The sequence below is a fragment of the Planosporangium spinosum genome, from assembly GCF_049999945.1.
Lineage (GTDB): Bacteria > Actinomycetota > Actinomycetes > Mycobacteriales > Micromonosporaceae > Planosporangium > Planosporangium spinosum.
In genome coordinates, this window is the sequence record NZ_JBLYUB010000032.1 from 1 (window position 1) to 18,538 (window position 18,538).

The 18,538-nt window shown below is 69.6% G+C and carries 19 protein-coding genes; 10 read left to right on the plus strand and 9 right to left on the minus strand.

The genetic code is table 11. The annotated features are described in order from the left end of the window. The first annotated feature begins 225 nt into the window (after positions 1-225). Positions 226-495 carry a hypothetical protein gene (locus ACNTMW_RS29550; RefSeq protein WP_426637206.1) on the plus strand — a complete coding sequence of 90 codons (270 nt, stop codon included), beginning with the start codon at positions 226-228 and terminating at the stop codon, positions 493-495. 109 nt (positions 496-604) lie between these two features. On the opposite strand, the gene ACNTMW_RS29555 is transcribed toward ACNTMW_RS29550, so the two are convergent. The 3 genes from ACNTMW_RS29555 to ACNTMW_RS29565 form a co-directional block, all read right to left on the minus strand. Further along, positions 605-940, minus strand: a complete 336-nt coding sequence (locus tag ACNTMW_RS29555; protein ID WP_426637207.1) for a winged helix-turn-helix domain-containing protein — start codon at positions 938-940, stop codon at positions 605-607. Continuing rightward, positions 937-1,704: a hypothetical protein gene (locus tag ACNTMW_RS29560; protein ID WP_426637208.1), complete on the minus strand. Its 768-nt coding sequence runs from the start codon at positions 1,702-1,704 to the stop codon at positions 937-939. The genes ACNTMW_RS29555 and ACNTMW_RS29560 overlap by 4 nt, the downstream gene beginning before the upstream one ends. A gap of 257 nt (positions 1,705-1,961) precedes the next feature. Continuing rightward, positions 1,962-2,930, minus strand: a complete 969-nt coding sequence (locus ACNTMW_RS29565) for a ParB N-terminal domain-containing protein (RefSeq protein ID WP_426637209.1) — start codon at positions 2,928-2,930, stop codon at positions 1,962-1,964. Positions 2,931-3,657: 727 nt separating this feature from the next. Between ACNTMW_RS29565 and ACNTMW_RS29570 the strand changes: the two genes are divergently transcribed. The 6 genes from ACNTMW_RS29570 (at position 3,658) to ACNTMW_RS29595 (ending at position 9,458) form a co-directional block, all read left to right on the plus strand. Further along, positions 3,658-4,227 (plus strand): dihydrofolate reductase family protein, encoded by a 570-nt coding sequence (locus ACNTMW_RS29570; RefSeq protein ID WP_426637210.1) that lies wholly within the window; start codon positions 3,658-3,660, stop codon positions 4,225-4,227. 231 nt (positions 4,228-4,458) lie between these two features. Continuing rightward, positions 4,459-5,244: a TOPRIM nucleotidyl transferase/hydrolase domain-containing protein gene (locus ACNTMW_RS29575; RefSeq protein WP_426637211.1), complete on the plus strand. Its 786-nt coding sequence runs from the start codon at positions 4,459-4,461 to the stop codon at positions 5,242-5,244. A 94-nt stretch (positions 5,245-5,338) separates the two neighbouring features. Further along, positions 5,339-5,731 (plus strand): MerR family transcriptional regulator, encoded by a 393-nt coding sequence (locus tag ACNTMW_RS29580; RefSeq protein WP_426637212.1) that lies wholly within the window; start codon positions 5,339-5,341, stop codon positions 5,729-5,731. Positions 5,732-6,493: 762 nt separating this feature from the next. After that, complete coding sequence (locus ACNTMW_RS29585; RefSeq protein WP_426637213.1) at positions 6,494-7,303, plus strand: peptidoglycan-binding domain-containing protein; 810 nt, start codon at positions 6,494-6,496, stop codon at positions 7,301-7,303. Positions 7,304-7,460: 157 nt separating this feature from the next. Further along, a complete protein-coding gene (locus ACNTMW_RS29590; RefSeq protein ID WP_426637214.1) occupies positions 7,461-8,249 on the plus strand; it encodes a peptidase inhibitor family I36 protein in 789 nt (262 codons plus the stop codon). 441 nt (positions 8,250-8,690) lie between these two features. Further along, positions 8,691-9,458, plus strand: coding sequence for a hypothetical protein (locus ACNTMW_RS29595; RefSeq protein WP_426637215.1), 768 nt, complete (start codon positions 8,691-8,693; stop codon positions 9,456-9,458). Here ACNTMW_RS29595 and ACNTMW_RS29600 read toward each other — a convergent pair. The 6 genes from ACNTMW_RS29600 to ACNTMW_RS29625 all read right to left on the minus strand — a co-directional run bounded on the left by ACNTMW_RS29600 (position 9,398) and on the right by ACNTMW_RS29625 (position 15,227). Then, positions 9,398-10,153, minus strand: a complete 756-nt coding sequence (locus tag ACNTMW_RS29600; protein WP_426637216.1) for a hypothetical protein — start codon at positions 10,151-10,153, stop codon at positions 9,398-9,400. The genes ACNTMW_RS29595 and ACNTMW_RS29600 overlap by 61 nt on opposite strands. A gap of 218 nt (positions 10,154-10,371) precedes the next feature. Further along, positions 10,372-11,256, minus strand: a complete 885-nt coding sequence (locus ACNTMW_RS29605; protein ID WP_426637218.1) for a polysaccharide deacetylase family protein — start codon at positions 11,254-11,256, stop codon at positions 10,372-10,374. Between the two features lie 75 nt (positions 11,257-11,331). Next, positions 11,332-12,303: an asparaginase gene (locus ACNTMW_RS29610; protein WP_426637220.1), complete on the minus strand. Its 972-nt coding sequence runs from the start codon at positions 12,301-12,303 to the stop codon at positions 11,332-11,334. A 213-nt stretch (positions 12,304-12,516) separates the two neighbouring features. Next, positions 12,517-13,371: a class II fructose-bisphosphate aldolase gene (locus ACNTMW_RS29615; protein WP_426637221.1), complete on the minus strand. Its 855-nt coding sequence runs from the start codon at positions 13,369-13,371 to the stop codon at positions 12,517-12,519. After that, on the minus strand, positions 13,368-14,324 hold the full coding sequence (locus ACNTMW_RS29620) for a 1-phosphofructokinase family hexose kinase (RefSeq protein ID WP_426637222.1): 957 nt from the start codon (positions 14,322-14,324) through the stop codon (positions 13,368-13,370). The genes ACNTMW_RS29615 and ACNTMW_RS29620 overlap by 4 nt, the downstream gene beginning before the upstream one ends. Before the next feature lie 12 nt (positions 14,325-14,336). Further along, complete coding sequence (locus ACNTMW_RS29625) at positions 14,337-15,227, minus strand: SIS domain-containing protein (protein WP_426637223.1); 891 nt, start codon at positions 15,225-15,227, stop codon at positions 14,337-14,339. 230 nt (positions 15,228-15,457) lie between these two features. On the opposite strand from ACNTMW_RS29625, the gene ACNTMW_RS29630 reads away from it, so the two are divergent. The 3 genes from ACNTMW_RS29630 to ACNTMW_RS29640 are packed head-to-tail and all read left to right on the plus strand — an operon-like array spanning position 15,458 to position 18,515. Next, positions 15,458-16,777 carry an ABC transporter substrate-binding protein gene (locus ACNTMW_RS29630; protein ID WP_426637224.1) on the plus strand — a complete coding sequence of 440 codons (1,320 nt, stop codon included), beginning with the start codon at positions 15,458-15,460 and terminating at the stop codon, positions 16,775-16,777. Further along, positions 16,774-17,697 carry a carbohydrate ABC transporter permease gene (locus ACNTMW_RS29635; protein WP_426637226.1) on the plus strand — a complete coding sequence of 308 codons (924 nt, stop codon included), beginning with the start codon at positions 16,774-16,776 and terminating at the stop codon, positions 17,695-17,697. Before ACNTMW_RS29630 ends, ACNTMW_RS29635 begins: the two co-directional genes overlap by 4 nt. Next, complete coding sequence (locus ACNTMW_RS29640) at positions 17,694-18,515, plus strand: carbohydrate ABC transporter permease (protein WP_426637228.1); 822 nt, start codon at positions 17,694-17,696, stop codon at positions 18,513-18,515. Before ACNTMW_RS29635 ends, ACNTMW_RS29640 begins: the two co-directional genes overlap by 4 nt. The last annotated feature ends 23 nt before the right edge of the window (positions 18,516-18,538 follow it).

Consider the following 18,538-nt stretch of genomic DNA (forward strand, 5'->3'; position numbering starts at 1 on the left):
GACCGCCGACGGGCAGAACAAAAGAGCGACCCGGAGATCCGCCGCTGTCTCAAGCGCTACACCGCGCGCCGACTGTTCCGGTTGATGGAAACCGCCGCAGCGCTTGACAGGCCATAGAAGCGTCAAGCGGAGTACGACACGGCCGATAGCTGATCTTGGTGAGGACTTTCTGTACGTCTTCAAGGCGGCCCGGCAACCGGGCCGCACGCGCCGCCGATCGGGCGCGTGCCCGCGCTGCCGCTGTCGCTCGGCGCGGGCACGCCGGACGCCCACCGGCTGGCGCGGATAGCGGGAAGCCCTCGGGCCGCTGAAGCACGACAGCGCCGAGGGCAGTTGATCGAGATGGGCCGGCATCCGGCCGGCGGCGAGCTGGGCGCGCAGCGTGGCAGCCACGCGCGCACCGTCGGCGTGTCACCGTCGGCGGGTGGTCGCGGTCAGAGCGCCTCCGGCGGGGGCCTCGGGCTCCGGGATGGCAAGAGCGCGAACTGCGCGTGAGTAGGCACCCCAAGATCGTTAGTGCAAAATCAGTACAAATGAGAACGGGAAGCCATGTGAAACCTTGAGAGACAACGACCACTCTCTCCGAACTTGGACGCCATGATCTTCAATCTTGGGCTGGGCTGCCTTGCTCGATCTGGTGGATGAGTCGCTTGAGTTGGGTGACTTCCTCGTTGAGGGCGCGGTCGCCGGCGGGGGTGAGGGAGAGCCAGGTGCGGGGGCGTTTGCCCTCGTAGCCCTTCTCGATATGGATCAGCCCGGCCTTCTCGAGGACTGTCAGGTGCTGGTTGAGGTTTCCGGGGGTGAGGTCGAGGGCCGTACGCAGGAAGCCGAAGTCGACCCGGCGTGCCTGGTGGGCGACGGTGAGGATACCTAGGCGTATGCGCTGGTGGACGATGTCATCTAGGCCGTTGACGGGGTGCTGCTCAGGCTGGGCGTTCATGAGGCGTTGCGCTGACGGGACTGCTGGGCAAGGGCGAAGCCGAGGGCGCCGAGCAGGAGGAACATGCCGGGCACGGCCAGTCGGGGCAGCGACATCCACGGTGAGTCGACCGGGATTCCCATCGAGCCGGTTCTGAACGGTCCTAGCTCGATTGCCAGCTCGATGGCCAGGTAGGCCAGGGTGAAGAGCAGCAGGGCGCGGTTGCGCTCCACCCAGGACAGCACCAGTAGCGACAGCGGGATGGCTGCGTCCGGTGCGTCGAGCCATTGGAGGAACTGCGCCGACCCCGAGGTGGGGTCGAGGTGCATGCCCAAGAAGTCGAGCTTTTCGCCGGGCAACGGTATGCCGTGGCGGGTGTTCCAGTAGAAGGTGGCGGTGTTCAGGGCGATCAGACCGATTCCGGTGAGAACGTAGGGGCGAACCGGTGTGCCGACGCCGCGGTTGCGGGAGCGGCGGATGTAGAAGATCGCTGTCGCGATGTAGGCCAGGGCGGGACCGAGTATCCCGTAAGGCGGCCAGCCTTGCCTGAATGCGAGACAGGTCTCGCGGGCGTTATCGACCGAGCCAGGCGGGGCTGGGCAGGTGATCGTGTGGGTGCTGAAGGTGAAGCGGTTGACGAGAATCCCGCCGAGGGTGATGACGCCGAACAGTAGGAGGGGGAACCAGGTGCCGCGCTGGGCGGCGCGGACCTTGCGGGTCAAGTCGTCGAGGCCGGCGAGGACGTCGTGGGGGGTGCTCGGTGACGGTTCCGATGCGTCTGCCATACAGTAAGGTTTGCATCACAGACTAAACTTGGCAAGAGACTTAACGCTGGCCTGCGGGAGCCCGAGGGGAACGTGTTGACCTCGCATTCGTCTGCTGCCGACCTCATTGCCTGTACTCGGAAGGATGGGTCGAGTGTCTAGTGGCGAGCTGGCGCAAGATCCGGAACATTCGCGGAACGATCAAGAACGGCATCAACGTCCGCTGAGCTGTTGATGCAAGTGAGATCCGTTGCGTGGTCGCAATAGCTACCCCGTTCCTAAACCGTGTGTCGCTCCGCTTCGACCGAGGAGAGCCACCTGGGCGCGTGGAGTTGTGCGAGTGAACGCCACGCCTCGGTGCCACCCAATAGAGGCCAGGCGGGGGTGGGTGCGTATGCGATCCCTGCTGCGTGCAGTCGTTCCGCCAGCCCGCTGTGTGCGGCGGCGAGTGCATCTGCCGCACCTGGAGTGCCGGCCTGACCCTGTTCTTGGATGTGAGGCAGGATCGCGGCGTAGCGGGTGGTCACTGCATCCAGGTCTCGGTTGGCCCGCTCGATCGAGAGGCTGCTCAGCGTCAGACGGGGCGGTTCCTCGTTCTCGGCAATGGCAGCGAGCACGCGATCGTGACCGTCGAGGATGGCGTAGGCGTCGAGACCGCTGATCCACCACAGCAGAATCGGGGGAAGGCTGCCGTCGCGTACCTGCTTGCGGTACGCCTTGACCCGGCCGTTTTCGAGACTCGACAGCCGCCGTAACGGTAAGACCTGGCCGCCGCCGTTGTGGGCGATCCAATCGATGGAGCCATCGGGATCTCCCGACAGCAGGAGAGTTGTCCAGCGCTCCGCCACGCTGCGCGCCTGGTGAACCGATCGCAGGTGGTCGTCCCGGCTGATTACCCACTGGCCGCGCTGCAAAGGGCCGGTGGTAGCGGTGGCCAGTGCAGTCGCGAAGTAGTGCGCCCACCGTGACCGGCCGGCGTCGGGGTCGCCGGCGACTGTCTGGCGGGCCTGCGCAGCGCGAAGCGGCTTGATGGGCGAGCGGAACTTGTCAGTGCGTAGGTACTCGACGCCGCTGCGGTAGCGGTCAACCACGGCCAGCAGTACAGGCTGCCCGTTCTGGGTGAGCAGCAAGCGGCCCTGGCCGGCGACCTGCACCTGGAGGTTGGCGCGTTGAGGCTGCGTGACGTCGAGGGTGAGCGCGTGCCAGTATCCGCTTCCGTCAGCGGCCACGACGTTGGATCTACGCACAGAGTGATCGTAAGGCGGTGCTGCACTTGAAGCTGTAGCCGCGCCAGTGCTCGATGGGTGACCAACTGAGTGACAACGGGGACGAACATCGCCGGACGCCTACGGACGTTGACGGACTGTTCTCGAAGCTCAAGAGGCACAGAACCGCAGGACAAGCGACCGTGATCGTTGCCCGGTGGTCAAGGAATCAGAGCTGTTGCTTGCCGAATTGGGCTCTGTCTGTATCAAGGCGCCGCGCAAGCGCGGCGCGACCGTGCGTGCGCGTCGCGCTCTGGACCTCCGGCCCGCCGCGCACGCGCCGGCCGGCCGCTCCACGAGGCCGTCACGCCCTGATCTCAGCCACCATCGTGTCCGAGTCCTCGAACGACTCGACCGTGCGGAACCCCTCAGCGGCGTACAGCCTCGCGGCGAAGTGAGCCCGCTCGACGCTCAGCGACACCGCCCGCACGCCACGGTCACGCGCGGCATGGCCTCCGGGACATGGCCGGCCGCTCGCGGATTTGCCGAGACGCGGATGTTGCAGCTGTCGCTACTGCTCGGTCGGGTTGGCACGCGTGGACGTGCTGGAGCGGCACCTGTCAGGGGCCCGATGCCGAGCGACGGCACTTCCCGACTGCCCCGATCGGTGGAACGATCTGAACCGTGACAGCGCGCGTTGAGGTCTCGCAGGTGTCCGCTCGGGGAAAGGTCAGAGGTGCGGTGATGACCCAGGGAAGGCGGTCGTGAAATGAGCGGCAAGGTTGTCGTGAACCGGTGTATGTCGCTTGACGGCTTCATCGCCGGTCCCGGCCATTCGATGGACTGGGGGGATGGTCGCGCTCTCGCCGACTTCATGGCACCGGACGATTTCGCGGAGATCGCAGCGGCCACCGGCGCCATGCTCGTCGGCCGGCGGACGTGGGAGGTAGGCGACCGGATGGAGGCCGAGGAGCCGGACAGCGCCGACTACCCCTTCTCCGGACCCATGTTCCTCCTCACCCATAGGCCGCTGGAGCCGCCGAACCCGAACGTCACGATCCTCACCGGCGACATCGGCGAAGCGGTCGCCACGGCACTGGACGCTGCCGGCGGCAAGAACCTCGAAATCCTCGGCGCCGACGTGGCCGGCCAGTGCCTTCGCCGGGGGCTCGTCGACGAGATCCTGGTGTATGTACTGCCGGTTCTGCTCGGCGACGGCATCCGCTTCTCGTCCCCGGGCCTTGCGAGGACAGGCCTGGAACCAATCAGCAGCACGCGGTCGGGTGACGCCACCATCCTCCGCTTCCGCGTCCGCAAGCAATCCGACCAGACTGTCTGATAGCGCCGGATCTCGCGCGCCGGGGTCACCCCGGCCGACGCGCTGTAGAGATCACTACACGATGCGCGGGGCCCGCACAGGTGCCGCGATCCGGGCGCACCTGTCGTCACGTGGGGCTGTCCGGCCGGCTCTGGGTTTCATGCGGACGAGTGTGCAACGCCGCGGCGGCGATGAGCGTGGGTGTGGTAAATCGCTTGTGGGCTGCCTCGCGCTTCGCCGATGATGGCGGCCGTGGCCACGACCCGACGGGCCGGTATGTTTCTCGATCTCACGGACGACCCGCGTGAGGTCGGGCCAACGTTGGGTGACGTCCCCGAACAGCCGCTGGACCGGGAGACGACCATGGATGGCGCCCGTCGCCGTGAGCTTGCCCGCAGGACGCTCGACGGCTACGTGAGTGGCCCTACCGCTCCGATCCGGGCAACGGCCCGTGCCCTGGCGAAGGTCGATGGTGCCCTGGCTGTGGTGCTCGTCGAGGGCATCAGCGACCAGATCGCGTTGGAAACGGCTGCGGTGTGCCGTGGCCGGGATCTCGAGGCGGATCGGGTGGTGATCGTGCCGATCGGCGGTGCGCACGCGATTGGCCGTTTCCTGACCGGGTTCGGCCCGCTGCGTACCCGGGCGCGACTTGCCGGTCTGTGCGACCTGAATGAGGCAGAGATATTCCGGCGGGGACTGATCTTCGCCGATGTCGGCTCACCCCGTACGCAGGCCGACCTCGAGGACCTCGGGTTCTACGTCTGCATTGACGATCTGGAGGACGAGCTGATCCGCGCCGTGGGCGCCGAAGGGGTCGAAGCACTCCTCGACGCACAGGGCGACCTAGGGTCGTTCCGCTCGTTGCAGAGCCAGCCTGCCTGGCGAGGCCGGCAGCCCGAAGTGCAGATGCGGCGGTTCTTGGGCAGCGGTTCGCGCCGCAAGTTGCGCTACGCCCGGTTGCTCGTCGAGGCGGCAGTTGGCCGGGGCGCCTTGCCGCGGCCGCTCGACGCGCTGCTCACCGCCGTTTGCGCGCACTGATCTGCCGCTGACAACGCGCGCCCGGCCTCCGTGGCCCGTCACCCGGTGTGGCCGGACGGCTGGTCCGGCTGGGAGACGACGTTAGCGCCCTGGAATGGCGCCGAAACTCGTCGAATACTGCCGACGCTCGAACGAGCTGGCCGCGCAGGCCGGCATCACCAAGGACACCATCCGTTTCTACGAGAAGATCGGCCTGGTGACGGCGCGGCGGCTCCCGAACGGCTACCGCGACTATCCGGCTGAGACGGTTCCCTGGCTGCGGCATATCCGCACCGCGCGGATGCTCGGATTCTCCCTGGCGGAGATCGCGCGGCACGGTGAGCGGCTGCGTGATGCACCGGAGGACGGACCCGCGGTGTCCGCGCTGCTGGGGGAGAAGGTTCGCCTCATCGACATGCGTATCGCTGAACTCGTGGCCCTGCGAGCCGATCTGCTTGCCCGCATCGGCACTGCATGCCCGCTACACGCGGCCGATCCCACCGCCTGAGGGACCGTCGGCGACAAGCGACGGATCACGTCCGTCCGGGCGGGTTCGCCTCATACCGTCGATTCCCGGAACAGAGACCCGAGACACCTCCTGAAGCTCACGCGGGGCAACCCACGCGAGTGGCTCTTCCCCCGGACCTGCCGCGCAGCGCGCGCTAGCCGGCGGCCAGGCCGGCACCTTTCCGGTACTGCCCATCAACGGCACCGTTGCGGGGATCTGGCACTACCGCCGCTTCGGACACAACCTGGACATCGCGGCCGAACCGTTGACCGCGCTCACCCGCGCCCAGCGCCGAGACCTTGACGATCAGGTGGAACGTGCCGGGAGATCCTGGCGGGCAACCCACGGTTGAGCATTGGCAGGGTCGCCATAGGTAGCCACGCATAGGCCAGGATCGTTCGTCGAATTGATCGGCAGGCGGCTGTGGTCGTCTCCGGTCACCTGGTCAACCGGTACTCCCCGGCCGTCGCGATCGCCTGGGTTCATGCCGTCAACGGCGCCCCGGACCGGCGCGGATGCCGCGCGCCCGCGTCGATCGCGGACCCGCTCGGGCGTCACGTGTGTGCGGCGTTGATTGATCCGCCGTCGTAGAGGTGTCGGTTAATCAATGCGGCCCGTAGCAATAGGAGCGACATACAGCACGCACAGCGGGTGGGTCGGGTGCACGGGCGTCGTCAATCGCAACGACAGCCGGTGCTGGCCCCCGACCGCGGCCGGGGTGCGGCAGACCGTCAACCCAACGACGTTCGAAGGAAGCAAGGCATGACGATGACAAGAATCCGGGCCGCCGTCACGGGGCTGCTCGCGACCGCCGCGGTGGTGGGTGGCGTGGCGTCGAGCGTGGCGTCGGCGTCCGCCGCAACGGTGTCGTCCACCGCCGCGGCACTACCGGCCACGGCCGCCGCTGCGCTGCCGACCGTCGACATGGAGGCGACCGTGCTGGCCGCCCAGATCGACCCCCGGCGCGCCGACCACACGCTGACCCCGGGCGCGAAGGCCTCCGTCCTGGCCGTGGAGCAGGCGCTCCAGGCCCGGAACCTCCTGGACGCCCGCTGGGTAGACGGCTACTTCGGCACCGAGAGCATCTCGGCGTACGCGGCCTACCAACGCTCGCTCGGGTACACCGGGCTGGCCGCCAACGGACTGCCCGGCGCGACGTCGTTGACCAAGCTCGGGCAGGACCGGTTCACGGTAACCCACACGATCGGCCCGGGCGCGCGGGTCCAGCGCGACGGGTACGTCGTCGACGCCCGTACCCAGGCGATGCTCACCGAGGCCGAGCGTCTGCTCGGCTTCCGCCTCGTACTCGAGCAGGGCTCGTACAACCCTGGCGGCGACCCGACCTCGGCCGGCACCCACGACGGCGGCGGCGTCGTCGACGTCGCCGTCACCGGAATGTCCGCCGCCACCCGCACCGCTGTCGCCCGCGCGCTGCGCCAGGTCGGCTTCGCCCCTGGGTCCGTGACCCGAGCCAGGGCGACTGGCCGTGGCACATCCACGCCGCGGCGATCAGCGACACCGACCTGTCCAGCCAGGCCCAGCACCAGACCGGTGACTACTACCTCGGCCTGAACGGCCTGGCGAACCGGGGCCCGGACGACGGACCCCGGATCCCGATCCACACCTGGGAGGAGTACCAGCGCACGCACTGACCCCGGCGCCCGCGGAACACCGACAGGCGCACCCAGCCACCGATCACCGATCACCGCTCACTATCCGAAGAGGACACATGCTGAACCTACGCAAGGCTCTCACCGTCGCCGGCGTCGCGCTGGCCATCACCACCTCGTCCTTCCTGACCACCGGTTCGCCCGCGCTCGCGGCGTCCCGGGACGGCGTCTGCGACAGCGGCGAGTTCTGCTACTACTACAACAGCGACGAGGCCGGTTCGGTCTCGGACTTCACCGACTCCCTGGGCGACTACGGCACGACCCAGCCGTCCTGCTACGAGTTCAAGGGCGCCGGCAACGGCCAGGGCGTGTGCGTGAAGAACAACGCGGCGTCGGTGTGGAACCGCACCAGCAAGACGGTGACGGTCTACTACAACAGCAACTTCGCCGGAGCGAGCCAGTCCTTCGCGGCCGGCGCGAAGGGCAACCTCAACGCCACGCTGAAGAACAACAACGCCTCGCACCAGATCGGCGCCTCCGGCGGTGAGACCTACCCGGCCGACCCGCGCGCGTCCGAGGCCGTCGCGTTCGCGAAGGCGCGGCTCGGGCACACCGACTGGAACAACGAGTGCGAGCTGTTCGTCGAGCGGGCGTTCGGCACCAGCGGCCGGTTCGCCACGGCACGCGCGCACTACGACTGGCAGAAGGCCAACGGGCGCATCCACACCGGCTCGGTGCCGCCCGCCGGAACGGCGGTGTTCTTCACGTCCACCACGTCGGCCGGGCACGTCATGCTCTCCATCGGCGGCAACAGCGCCATCAGCACCGGACCGACCGTCTACCAGACCAACACCTTCCGGGACCGGTCCGACTACCTGGGCTGGGCGTACGTCCCGAGCAGCTGGTGACCTGACGCGTCGCTCGCACGTGCAGGTAAGCACGCCCAGGCCGACTTCCAGTGGATGCCCCACTTCTCGACAGCCCGTCTGATAACTGGTGAGCATCACCTGCCACAGATGCCTGAGCGGGTGGGCACGGCGTGTCGTGATGACAGCGGGGCGGGCTCTTCGGTAGGCGCACTGGCCACGAAACCAGTTGTGTCACCACCGAAGAGCCCGCCTCGTGGGCGTGACATCGGCGGTGGCGTACGTAAGCTGTGGGACAACATCGACGGCCGTCGTCACGCCGAATATCGGGGTGGGCGTACGTCGCACACGGGGGAATGGATCAGGTGCCGTACGGACGGGTGACGGCGTCCCGGACAACCGATACCGGGGCGCTGCATAAGCAGCATACGGAGCGGTCGTTCGGGCAAGCGGCCGCGAACGCGTTCCTGCACGACGGCGGCTATGCTGCGCGTCGAGGACGGTCGGCTGGTCGGATCGGGGGCCGGCCGCGGTGTGCCGCTTGGGACGCTGTTGACCTATGGGGCGATCGAGACCGCGCTGGTACGGCTGGGGCGCACCCGCCGCACGTACGACCCGCGGTGGCTCGCTGAGATGGAGCGGCGGCTGGCCGGTGGCGACGGACCGCACACGCTCGCGCCGGGCGCCGACGACGGGGCGGACTGGCTGAGAGCCCTGATCTGCACGGATCCGCTGCTGCGGATGTACTGTGCCGTGCCGGGCGGACGGTCGCCGATCGCGCCGTGGCCAGCGCACCCCGCGTACCCGGGCGGCACCGTGGCGGTGACGGTGGCCGACCTGACCGTACCCGCACGCATCGACGTGGTCCGCGTAGCGGCACGGCATCTGGCTCGTCGTGCGGTGGACCCGGCGGGGCAGCTGCTGGAGGACCTGGTTCGGCCGTTGGCCGCGGTGTTCCGGGTCGTGCTGGACCGGTACGGCATCGTGTTGGACCTGGATCCCGCCCGGGTGGCGGTGGAGCTGTCCCCGGAACGGCAGGCCACCGGGAGAATCGTGGTCGGCGGGGCGGTCGGGACGTGGCAGGTGGGTGGGTCCGGGTCCTCTGTGGAGCAACTGCTGCGGTGCCTGGACCTGCTCGCGGCTGCCCTCGCCCGTGTGCTTCCGGCCGGATCACCGCCGGTCGCTGGGTTTCAGCGTATGGCCCCGGTCACCTGGGAGTGGCGGGCGAGGCTGTCGAGGAATGCCTCGTAGCTCGTGTGGCCTTGGCCGACAATCCATCTCGGTGTCGTCGCCGACGGCTGTCCGGCCAGCCCCGCCAGCAACTCGCGGTACGCCTCGTCCTTGGGGGCGCCCCTGTCCCAGAGCAGGCACGGCCCCGGGACCTGGGTGGAGATCTGCCGATCCTGTGCCGTCACCACGATGTGGAACTGTTCCTCGACGTCCAGCAGACACAGCGGCCCCGCAACGTCCAGGGTGAGCGTCGCGAAGGTCTGCCTGACCGATGGCGACGACAGGAACAGCCGGCTCTGGACGCTGGCGGCCGGCGTGAATTCGAAGATCCAGTGCTCGGGAAACAGCGACGAGCCGTCGAACACCATGAGGTAGACGTAGCCGACCATGACCCGGGTCGTACCGTCCGGCCACGCACGCGCGACGTTGGCATTGTCACCCTTGTCGTCGTGGTATTCGCGCAGCGGACCGTCCGGCGGAAAGACTAGCGACAGGTCGAAGCTTGGGGTGCCACGGCCCGCGACCACGTCGGCCAACTCCACCGTCCGGCCGGCCTCGTAGTCGTAGGTGCAGGGCAACACCACCGACGTACCGTCGGGCAGGGCCACAGTGGTTCGCCGGTCCTCATGGTGGTCGCACAACGCCGCGACCGCCGTGAGCAGGCGCCCGGCGTCACGCCGGTGCACGTACACCTGGTAGCTGTAGTCGATACCCATGCCGTCGCCTTCGGGTTGCCAGCAGACGCCGAGCGTAGCGGAGGGTCCTTCGCGCCGACAGCGCTTACGGCTGCTGTGTGGGACGGAGCTGCCCATCGACACCGCGGATGCCGAGCTCATGCGCCTGGCCGACATCCCCGAGAGCGCCCGGGTCCGGCGGGCCCGAACCGGGCGTGGCGAATTCCCCGCCCGCCGGGCGGCAAACGTGGTCGGGTGGGTCAGCGCGCGATGCGCGGACGGCGGCGGGCGAAGTCGTCGGCGATCTGGTCGAACGTCACCCAGCGGACCCCGTCGTGGGCGCTGATGTACTCGATCAGGCGCTCGTGCATGAGCAGGACCTGCGGGCGTCCCGACACGTCCGGGTGGATCGTCATCGTGAAGACCCCGTACTCGCACTCGCGGTGCACCCAGTCGAACTGGTCCCGCCACATCTGCTCGATGTCGTGCGGGTTGACAAAGCCGTGGCTGTTCGGGCTGGCCTTGATGAACATCATCGGCGGAAGGTCGTCGAGGTACCAGTTAGCGGGGATCTCGATCAGGTCGGTCTCCTCACCGCGGACCAGGGGCTTCATCCACTCGTCGGCGCTCCTGGCGTAGTCGATCTTCGTCCAGCTGTCACCGACCCGGACGTAGTACGGCTCGAAGTCACGGTGCATCAGCGAGTGGTCGTACCTGATCCCCCGATCGAGCAGCAGCTCGTTGGTGATCGGGCTGAACTCCCACCAGGGTGCGACGTACCCGGTCGGCGCCTTCCCGGCCCGGTCGGTGATCAGCTCGACGCAGCGGTCGAGAACGGCGATCTCCTGCTCACGGCTCATGGCGATCGGGTTCTCGTGGCTGTACCCGTGCACCCCGATCTCGTGACCGGCGGCGACGCAGGCGTCGAACTGTTCTCCGAACGTCTCGATCGAGTGCCCGGGCCAGAAGAAGCTCTGGGTGAGCTGGTAGCGGCGGAACAGGTCGAGCAGCCGCGGTACCCCCACCTCCCCGGCGAACATGCCGCGCGAGATGTCGTCCGGGGAGTTCTCTCCCCCGTAGGAGCCGAGCCAGCCCCCGACCGCGTCGACGTCGACGCCGTAGGACACCAGGATCTCTTTGGCCATCCGGTCAGCCTCCTTCGTCCGCCGGGCGCCACCGGCGGGTTGCCCCCGCCGGTGGCGACGGGTCCCGGGTGGTTCTCAGCTACCCAGGTACGCGCGCACGATCCGCAGCGGGTCGTGCGGGTCGACCGCCAGCGCGGTCGCCAGCAGCAGCCGGGCCTGCCACGGGGTCAGGTCGGCGGCGAACAGCGCGCCGGCGCGGACCAGGTCGGCGCCGCCGCCACCGGTGTACAGCGGCACGACCGGGCCGCTGTACACGCGCGAGCACACCAGTACCGGTGTCCCGGCCCGGCCGAGCTCGGCGACGGCCTCGACGACGGCGGGGTTGGCGTTGCCGGCCCCGAAGGCGGCCAGGACGACGCCCGCCGCGCCCGCCGACACAGCCGCGCGGAGCAGGACGTCGTCGGTACCGACGTAGAGGCTGATCACGTCGACCCGGGGCAGCGTGAGCCCGTCCCGTACGCGCGCCGGTGGCCCGACCCGGCGCGGCGCGGCCAGCGGCAGCACGGTACCGGCGGCGACCCGCAGCACCGGTCCGCGGCCCGGTGCGTCGAAGGCGTGCGCGCCGAGCGTCTCGACCTTGCGTACGCCGCGGGCCGCGAACGCGTACCCGTCGAAGCACAGCAACGGCCCGTACCCGCGCGCCAGCGGGCTGGCGGCCACGGCGATCGCGTCGCGCAGATTGGCCGGGCCATCCGGGGCGGGGTCGTCGAACGGGCGCTGGGCGCCGGTGAAGACCACCGGCTTGTCCCGGTCGAGCAGCAGCGAGGCGAGGAAGACCGACTCCTCCATGGTGTCCGTACCGTGCGTGACCACCGCGCCGTCGGCATCGGCCAGCGCTTTGTCGATCACGGCGATGACACCGACCGCGTCGTCCAGGGACCAGGCGAAGCTGCCGCGGGTGGCGACGTCCGTGGGGGTGACCGTCACACCGTCCGGTACCGGGACCCGGGCGAGCAGGTCGCGCGCGGGCGCTGCGGCCGTCAGCCCGGCGGGAGTCGAACGGCTGGCGATGGTACCGCCGGTCGCGATCAGGTGGAGGGTGACCACCGGGGCATGTCCTCTCGCAGTGATACGACCGACCGTAGGTAACCACTCAACCGAGAGTCAAACAACCGAAAGGTGATGTACGGGCCACCGATTGGTGTGGTGATGCGGTGGTGCATGAATACCGTGGCCAACGCATCCCAGGCGCAGCGCTGGAGTTCCGACACCGGCCGCCGGTGGATCGCCGAGCACGCCCGGGACCCGTTGGTGGGGCGGTCAGGACGGCTGCCGGCGCGCGCCGGCGCCCAGTACCCGCAGCAGGCGCGCGACCTCGGCGGCGACGGCGTCCCGGCCGGGGCCGAGGTACTTGCGCGGGTCGACCAGTCGGGGATCGGCGTCGAGGGTCCGGCGGACCTCGGCGGTCATGACCTTGTTGAGCTGGGTGGCGATGTTGACCTTCACCATGCCGGCCGCGACGGCCCGGGCGAGCCCGTCGTCGGGTACGCCGGACGAGCCGTGCAGGACCAGGGGGACGTCGACGGTCGCCGCGAGCCGGGCGATCAGCTCGTCGTCGAGTACGGCGTCCCGGGAGAGCATCGCGTGCGACGAACCGACCGCCACCGCGAGGGCGTCCACCCCGGTCGCCGCGACGAACGCCTTCGCCGTCGCCGGGTCGGTGCGCGCGCCCGGCGCGTGCACGCCGTCCTTGCCGCCCACCTCGCCGAGTTCCGCCTCGACCCAGACGTCGCGCTCGTGGCAGTACGCGGCGACGGCGGCGGTCTCGGCCCGGTTGGCGTCGTCGTCGAGCGCCGAGGCGTCGAACATGACCGACGGTACGCCCAGCGAAACCGCCTCCTCCACCAGGTCGCGCCGGGTGGCGTGGTCGAGGTGCACGACCACCGGTACCGTCGCGGCCCGCGCGATGTGCAGGCAGCCGGCGGTCAGCGGCGCCAGCCCGCCGTGGTAGGCGGCGGTGTTCTCGGACAACTGCAGCACGACGGCCGCGCCGGCGTCCTGTGCCCCGCGCACGATGGCCTCGGCGTGCTCGAGTGTGACGACGTTGAACGCGCCGATGCCGTGCCTGCCGGCGCGCGCGTCCGCCACGAGCCGGGACATGGGTGCCAGTGTCATGCGATCTCCTCGACGTGGATCTGTCCGACCCAGCGCCGGTAGGCGTCCAGGTCGACCTCTCCGGCGACCGGCCGCAGGACGGCGGCGGCCGAGAGTGCGGTGGCCTCCGCGAGCGCGCGCGGCCAGTCGACCCGCGCCGGCGAGCCGGACCCGGCCAGCCGGATGGCGAGGGCGGCGGCGCAGGCGTCGCCGGCGCCGGTGGGGTTGCCCCGGACGACCTCGCTCGGCCGTGCCTGCCAGGCCCCCGTACCGGTGACCGCGACCAGGCCGTCCGGGCCCGCGGTCACCACCACCGCGGCCGCCCCCTGGTCGACCAGTTCCCTGGCGGCGTGGACGGTGTCGGCCACGTCGCTCAGCCGGCGCCCCAGCGCCTCGGCCAGCTCGGACCGGTTGGGTTTGAGTACCGCGCCGCTGCGGGCGGCGGCGACGAGTCCCGGCCCGCTGGTGTCGACGAGGGCGGGCACGCCTCGGGCGGTGGCCCGGGAGGCGAGCCGGGCGGCGGTGCCCGGCGGGAGCCCTCGGGGCAGGCTGCCGGAGACGGTCAGCGCGCTGGTGCGGCTCAGCTGCTCGTCGACGTGCCCGATCAGCCGGTCGAGGTCGTCCGCGTCCGCCTGCGGTCCCGGCTCCCAGAACGACGTCGCCGCCCGGGAGTCGTCGACGACGACCACGGTGCGCCGGGACCGGCGGGCGGCGCCGCCGTCATCGAGGTGGACGAACGTCTCCTCGATGCCGAGGGCGCGCAGCGCCGCCTTGATCGCCTGGCCGGTGCCGCCCATCGTCAGTCCGGTGGCCCGGACCGGCACACCGAGAGCGTGCACGACCCGGGCGAGGTTGACCCCCTTGCCACCCGGAAGCTCGCGGACCTCCCGGACGCGGTGTTCTCCACCCGGCCGTACCTCGTCGACCAGGTACGTGGCGTCGAGGGCCGGGTTCGGCGTGACGGTGAGTATCACGGCAGGAGACCGCTAGACGTTGGTGACGGACCGGGTGAGGTTGGTCGGCCGGTCGGCGTCGCGTCCCCGCTCGGTCGCCCACTGGACGGCGAACCGGTGCAGCCGGACGAGCTCGGCCATCGGGTCGCGGGTGGACTCCTCGAGCCGGGCGCCGGTGTCGAGCACGGCCTGCCGCTGCACGTCGGTCAGCGGGGTGAGCGACCACACGAGGGTCGTGGCGTCGGCGACGGCGATCGGCCCGTGCCGGTACTCGCCGCGCGGGTAGGTCTCGGCCCAGACCGCCGCCGCCTCGCGGCACTTGAGCGCGGCCTCCTGGCCGATGGCGGTGGACCAGTCGTGTCCGAGGACGACCAGCTGGCGCTGCGGCGTGGCGGGCAGGTCGCTCACGAGCGCCGACTCGGCCTCGGCGATGACGGTCGTGAGGTCCTCGCCGATCGAGGCCCGGAACGTGGCGAGGGCGGTGGTGGCGAACCGGGTCTGCACCACGGACTGCTCGTCGGCGAACTCCAGGGGCACGACGTGGGTGGCGGCGGCCGCGACGGGCGTGTCGACCACGCCGACCACCGCGGTGACCGGTACGCCGGCGGGCAGCTGGGCCATCGCGTCGACCACCTCGACCGAGGTGCCCGACCGGCTGAGCGCCACGATCCGGTCGTACGACCGCAGTCGGGTGGGCAGCTCGCTGGCCACGGCCGCGTCGGTCTCGCCGTGGCCGGCCTGCTCACGTAGCCAGGCGTACGCCTGCGCGATGTAGTACGAGGTCCCGCAGCCGATCACGAGGACACGTTCGCCGGGCCGGGGCAGCGCGGCGCTGTGCGTGCCCGCCACCTCGGCCGCTCTCCTCCAACACTGCGGCTGTGTCTTGATCTCGGCGGTGGTCAGGGAGCCCGGCGACGGCGTCACGGCTGGTCCTCTCGTGTCAGTCGGTGGTTACAGAGAGGACCACATCTTGGCCAATGTAAGCAAGTTATTGCGCGCTTTAGTTGTGACTGGCATCCTAACGTGCACTAACCGATCGTTCTGATCGCGCGAAATATCCATCACGGCTTCGGAGGCACCGCGACATGATTGGGCAACCGCTCCCCACAGACCGCGTCTTCGGACGCCGCCAGTTCCTCCGAACGAGCGCGGCGGTGCTCGGCCTCGCGGCCGCGCCGGGCCTGCTGGCCGCCTGCGGTGGTGACGACAAGGACGGCGGGTCGGCGGCCACCGGCGAGCTGCTCATCTGGTACTGGGGCGAGCAGGAAGCCGCCGGTATGAAGGGCTTCTTCGAGGGCGCCGTCGACGACTACAACAAGGCAGGCACGGACACCGCCGGCAAGGCCCGGGCCGTCCTGCAGGAGAGCGACTCGCTCTACACCGCGTTCCGGACCGCGGCCAAGGCCAAGAAGGGCCCCGACGTGCAGTTCTTCTGGGGCGGCACGCAGGCGCTCGAGGACGTCTGGGCCGGGCGCGTGGCCCCGCTCGACGACTACCTGAGCAGGGGCGCGCTGGACAACGCCAACAAGGACGTCCGCCGCGAGACCAACTGGGACGGCAAGCAGTGGGGCCTGCCGTTCTACGAGATCAACACGGCCTGGGCCTACAACAAGAAGATGTTCGCCAAGGCCGGCCTCGACCCGGAGAACCCGCCGACGACCTGGGACGAATTCATCGCCGCGCTCACCGCGCTGAAGAGGAGCGGGGTCACGCCGCTCGGCGCCGGTTTCAAGGACGCCTACCTCGGCGGCTGGCTGGTCAGCTACTTCGGCGCCCAGAACTTCGACAGCATCGACGAGGCGGTCGCGCCCTTCCGTGGCGACGCCGCCTACGACGGCGACAAGTACCTCGGCTGGCTCGACCGGATCAAGGAGCTCATCGACCGGGGCTTCTTCAACGACGACGTGCTCTCCCTCGACCTGTACCAGGGCCAGCAACTGTTCGAGAGCCAGAAGGTCGCGATCACCAACTCGGTGCAGCCACAGATCGTCGGTTGGGAGCGCAAGCTCGGCACCGACACCGTCGGCGTCATGCTCAGCCCGGCGTGGGGCTCCGGCAAGCTGGCCCGCTTCTTCCCGGGCGCGAGCCAGGTCCTCACCATCACCTCGTTCTCCCCGCGCAAGGAGCGGGCCGCGAAGTTCCTCGAGCACCTGCACGACCCGGCCGTCATGAAGGCCATGTACGACGCGTGCGGCGCGGTCTCGCCGGACGCGAAGTTCGACCCGGCCTGGCTCACCAGCGACATCGACAAGCAGATGGCCAAGCTCAAGGGCTCGCTGCCGACGATCTGGTACCAGTACTACTACCCGTTCCCGTTCGAGCGCGACGGCGTGACGCCCGGTGTGCAGCAGCTGTTCCAGCCCGGCGGCTCGGTCAAGACCGCGGCGAAGATGATGCAGGACGCCATCGAGAAGTGGAAGCGGGAGCAGCCGGCCCAGGTCAAGGCGTACAAGCAGTGGAAGCTGCTGGCGTGAGCACCGTCGTGTCGTCGCAACGTCCCGGGCGTGCCGTGCGCGCCCGGGGCACCGGCCGCCAGCGGCTGACGCCGTACCTGTTCGTGGCGCCGGCCGTGGTCGTGCTCGCGGTCGTGTTCGCCTACCCGGTCGTCAGCCTGGTCGTCGACAGCTTCAGCGCCCCCGGGCTGCTCGGGGAGACCGACCACGGCCTGCAGAACTACCAGGCGGTGCTGGCCGACCCGATGTTCCGCCGCGCGGTGCTGAACAACCTGCGGCTGTTCCTCGCGGTACCGGTCATGACCGTGATCGCGGTGCTGCTGGCGGCGCTGCTGTTCGAGCGGGTACGCGGCTGGCGGTTCTACCGCTCGATCGTCTTCCTGCCGTACGTGCTCGCGATCCCCGTCGTCGGCATCGTCTTCTCCTACATGCTTCAGCGCAACGGCCTGCTCAACCAGGTGCTGCGCGAGGTCGGCCTGGGCGCGCTCGCGCAGGACTGGCTGGGCGACAGCGGCCTGGCGATCTGGTCGGTGTGGTCGGTCATCGTGTGGCAGCAGCTCGGCTTCGGCGTGGTGCTGTTCCTGGCCCGGCTCGGCAGCGTCGACACCAGCCTGTACGAGGCGGCCATGGTCGACCGGGCCGGGTGGTGGGCGAGGTTCCGCCACATCACCCTGCCCCACCTCGCACCGGTCATCGAGTTCTTCGTGACGCTGAGCCTGATCAACATGCTCAGCTGGGTGTTCAACTACGTCTACGTCATGACCAACGGCGGGCCGGTCAACAGCACGTACGTCCTCGAACTGGTCATCTACCAGTCGGCGTTCCGGGACGACCAGCCGAACATCGCCGCGGCCCTGTCGGTGATCGTCCTGGCGTCCGCCGCGGTGCTGCTCAGCGTGCAGGCGTACGTCCGCCGACGGATCGAGAGGATGGAAGGGTGAAGGCGCGCGCCGCCGGAATCCTGCGGCAGGTGCCGCTCGCCGTCGTGGCGGTCGCCGTGCTGGTTCCGCTGTACTTCCTGGTCGTCAACTCGTTGAAGACCAGCACCGACTTCGCCGCCTCGCCGCTGGGGCTGCCGCGCCACCCGACCTTCGGCGCCTACCGCGACGCACTGGCCGGCCGCAACGTCGGGCTGCTGTTCTTCAACAGCCTGGTCATCACGGTCTCCTCGGTCGTCGTCGCGACGGCGTTCGGCGCGCTGGCGGCGTTCGCGCTCGCCAAGATGAGCTTCCGCGGCCGGCAGTTGCTGTTCCGCCTCATGCTGCCGCTCATGGTGGTGCCGCCGATCGCGCTGCTGGTGCCGCAGTTCAAGTTGATGAGCACGCTGGGGCTGGTGGACAACCGCCTCTCGGTGATCCTGCTCTACGTCGGGCTCATGCTGCCGTTCACCGTCTACCTGCTGCGCAACTTCTTCGCCGCGGTACCCGAGGAGCTGTTGGAGGCGGCGCGGCTCGACGGCTGCGGCACGCTCGGGACGCTGTGGCGGGTCGTCCTGCCGCTGTCCGGGCCGGCGTTGATGACCGCGGCGGTGGTGAACTTCGTGTTCGCCTGGAACGAGCTGCTGATCTCGCTGGTCTTCCTGCAGAGCGAGAGCCAGCGCACGCTGGTGGTCGGCCTGACCGTCTTCCGCAGCCGGTTCTCCCTCGACGTGCCGGTACTCATGGCGGGGCTGACCATCGCCACCATCCCGGTCTTCCTGGTCTACCTCTTCGGCCAGCGTTTCCTCGTGCGCGGCCTGCTCAGCGGCTCGGGCAAGTGAGCCGACACCCCGGCTCAGACACG

Coding starts and splice junctions, on each gene's coding strand:
- ACNTMW_RS29555 (WP_426637207.1), bottom strand. CDS start 940: ATGAACGCCCAGCCTGAGCAGCACCCCGTCAACGGCCTAGATGACATC.
- ACNTMW_RS29560 (WP_426637208.1), bottom strand. CDS start 1,704: ATGGCAGACGCATCGGAACCGTCACCGAGCACCCCCCACGACGTCCTC.
- ACNTMW_RS29570 (WP_426637210.1), top strand. CDS start 3,658: ATGAGCGGCAAGGTTGTCGTGAACCGGTGTATGTCGCTTGACGGCTTC.
- ACNTMW_RS29580 (WP_426637212.1), top strand. CDS start 5,339: ATGGCGCCGAAACTCGTCGAATACTGCCGACGCTCGAACGAGCTGGCC.
- ACNTMW_RS29585 (WP_426637213.1), top strand. CDS start 6,494: ATGACGATGACAAGAATCCGGGCCGCCGTCACGGGGCTGCTCGCGACC.
- ACNTMW_RS29590 (WP_426637214.1), top strand. CDS start 7,461: ATGCTGAACCTACGCAAGGCTCTCACCGTCGCCGGCGTCGCGCTGGCC.
- ACNTMW_RS29595 (WP_426637215.1), top strand. CDS start 8,691: ATGCTGCGCGTCGAGGACGGTCGGCTGGTCGGATCGGGGGCCGGCCGC.
- ACNTMW_RS29600 (WP_426637216.1), bottom strand. CDS start 10,153: ATGGGTATCGACTACAGCTACCAGGTGTACGTGCACCGGCGTGACGCC.
- ACNTMW_RS29605 (WP_426637218.1), bottom strand. CDS start 11,256: ATGGCCAAAGAGATCCTGGTGTCCTACGGCGTCGACGTCGACGCGGTC.
- ACNTMW_RS29615 (WP_426637221.1), bottom strand. CDS start 13,371: ATGACACTGGCACCCATGTCCCGGCTCGTGGCGGACGCGCGCGCCGGC.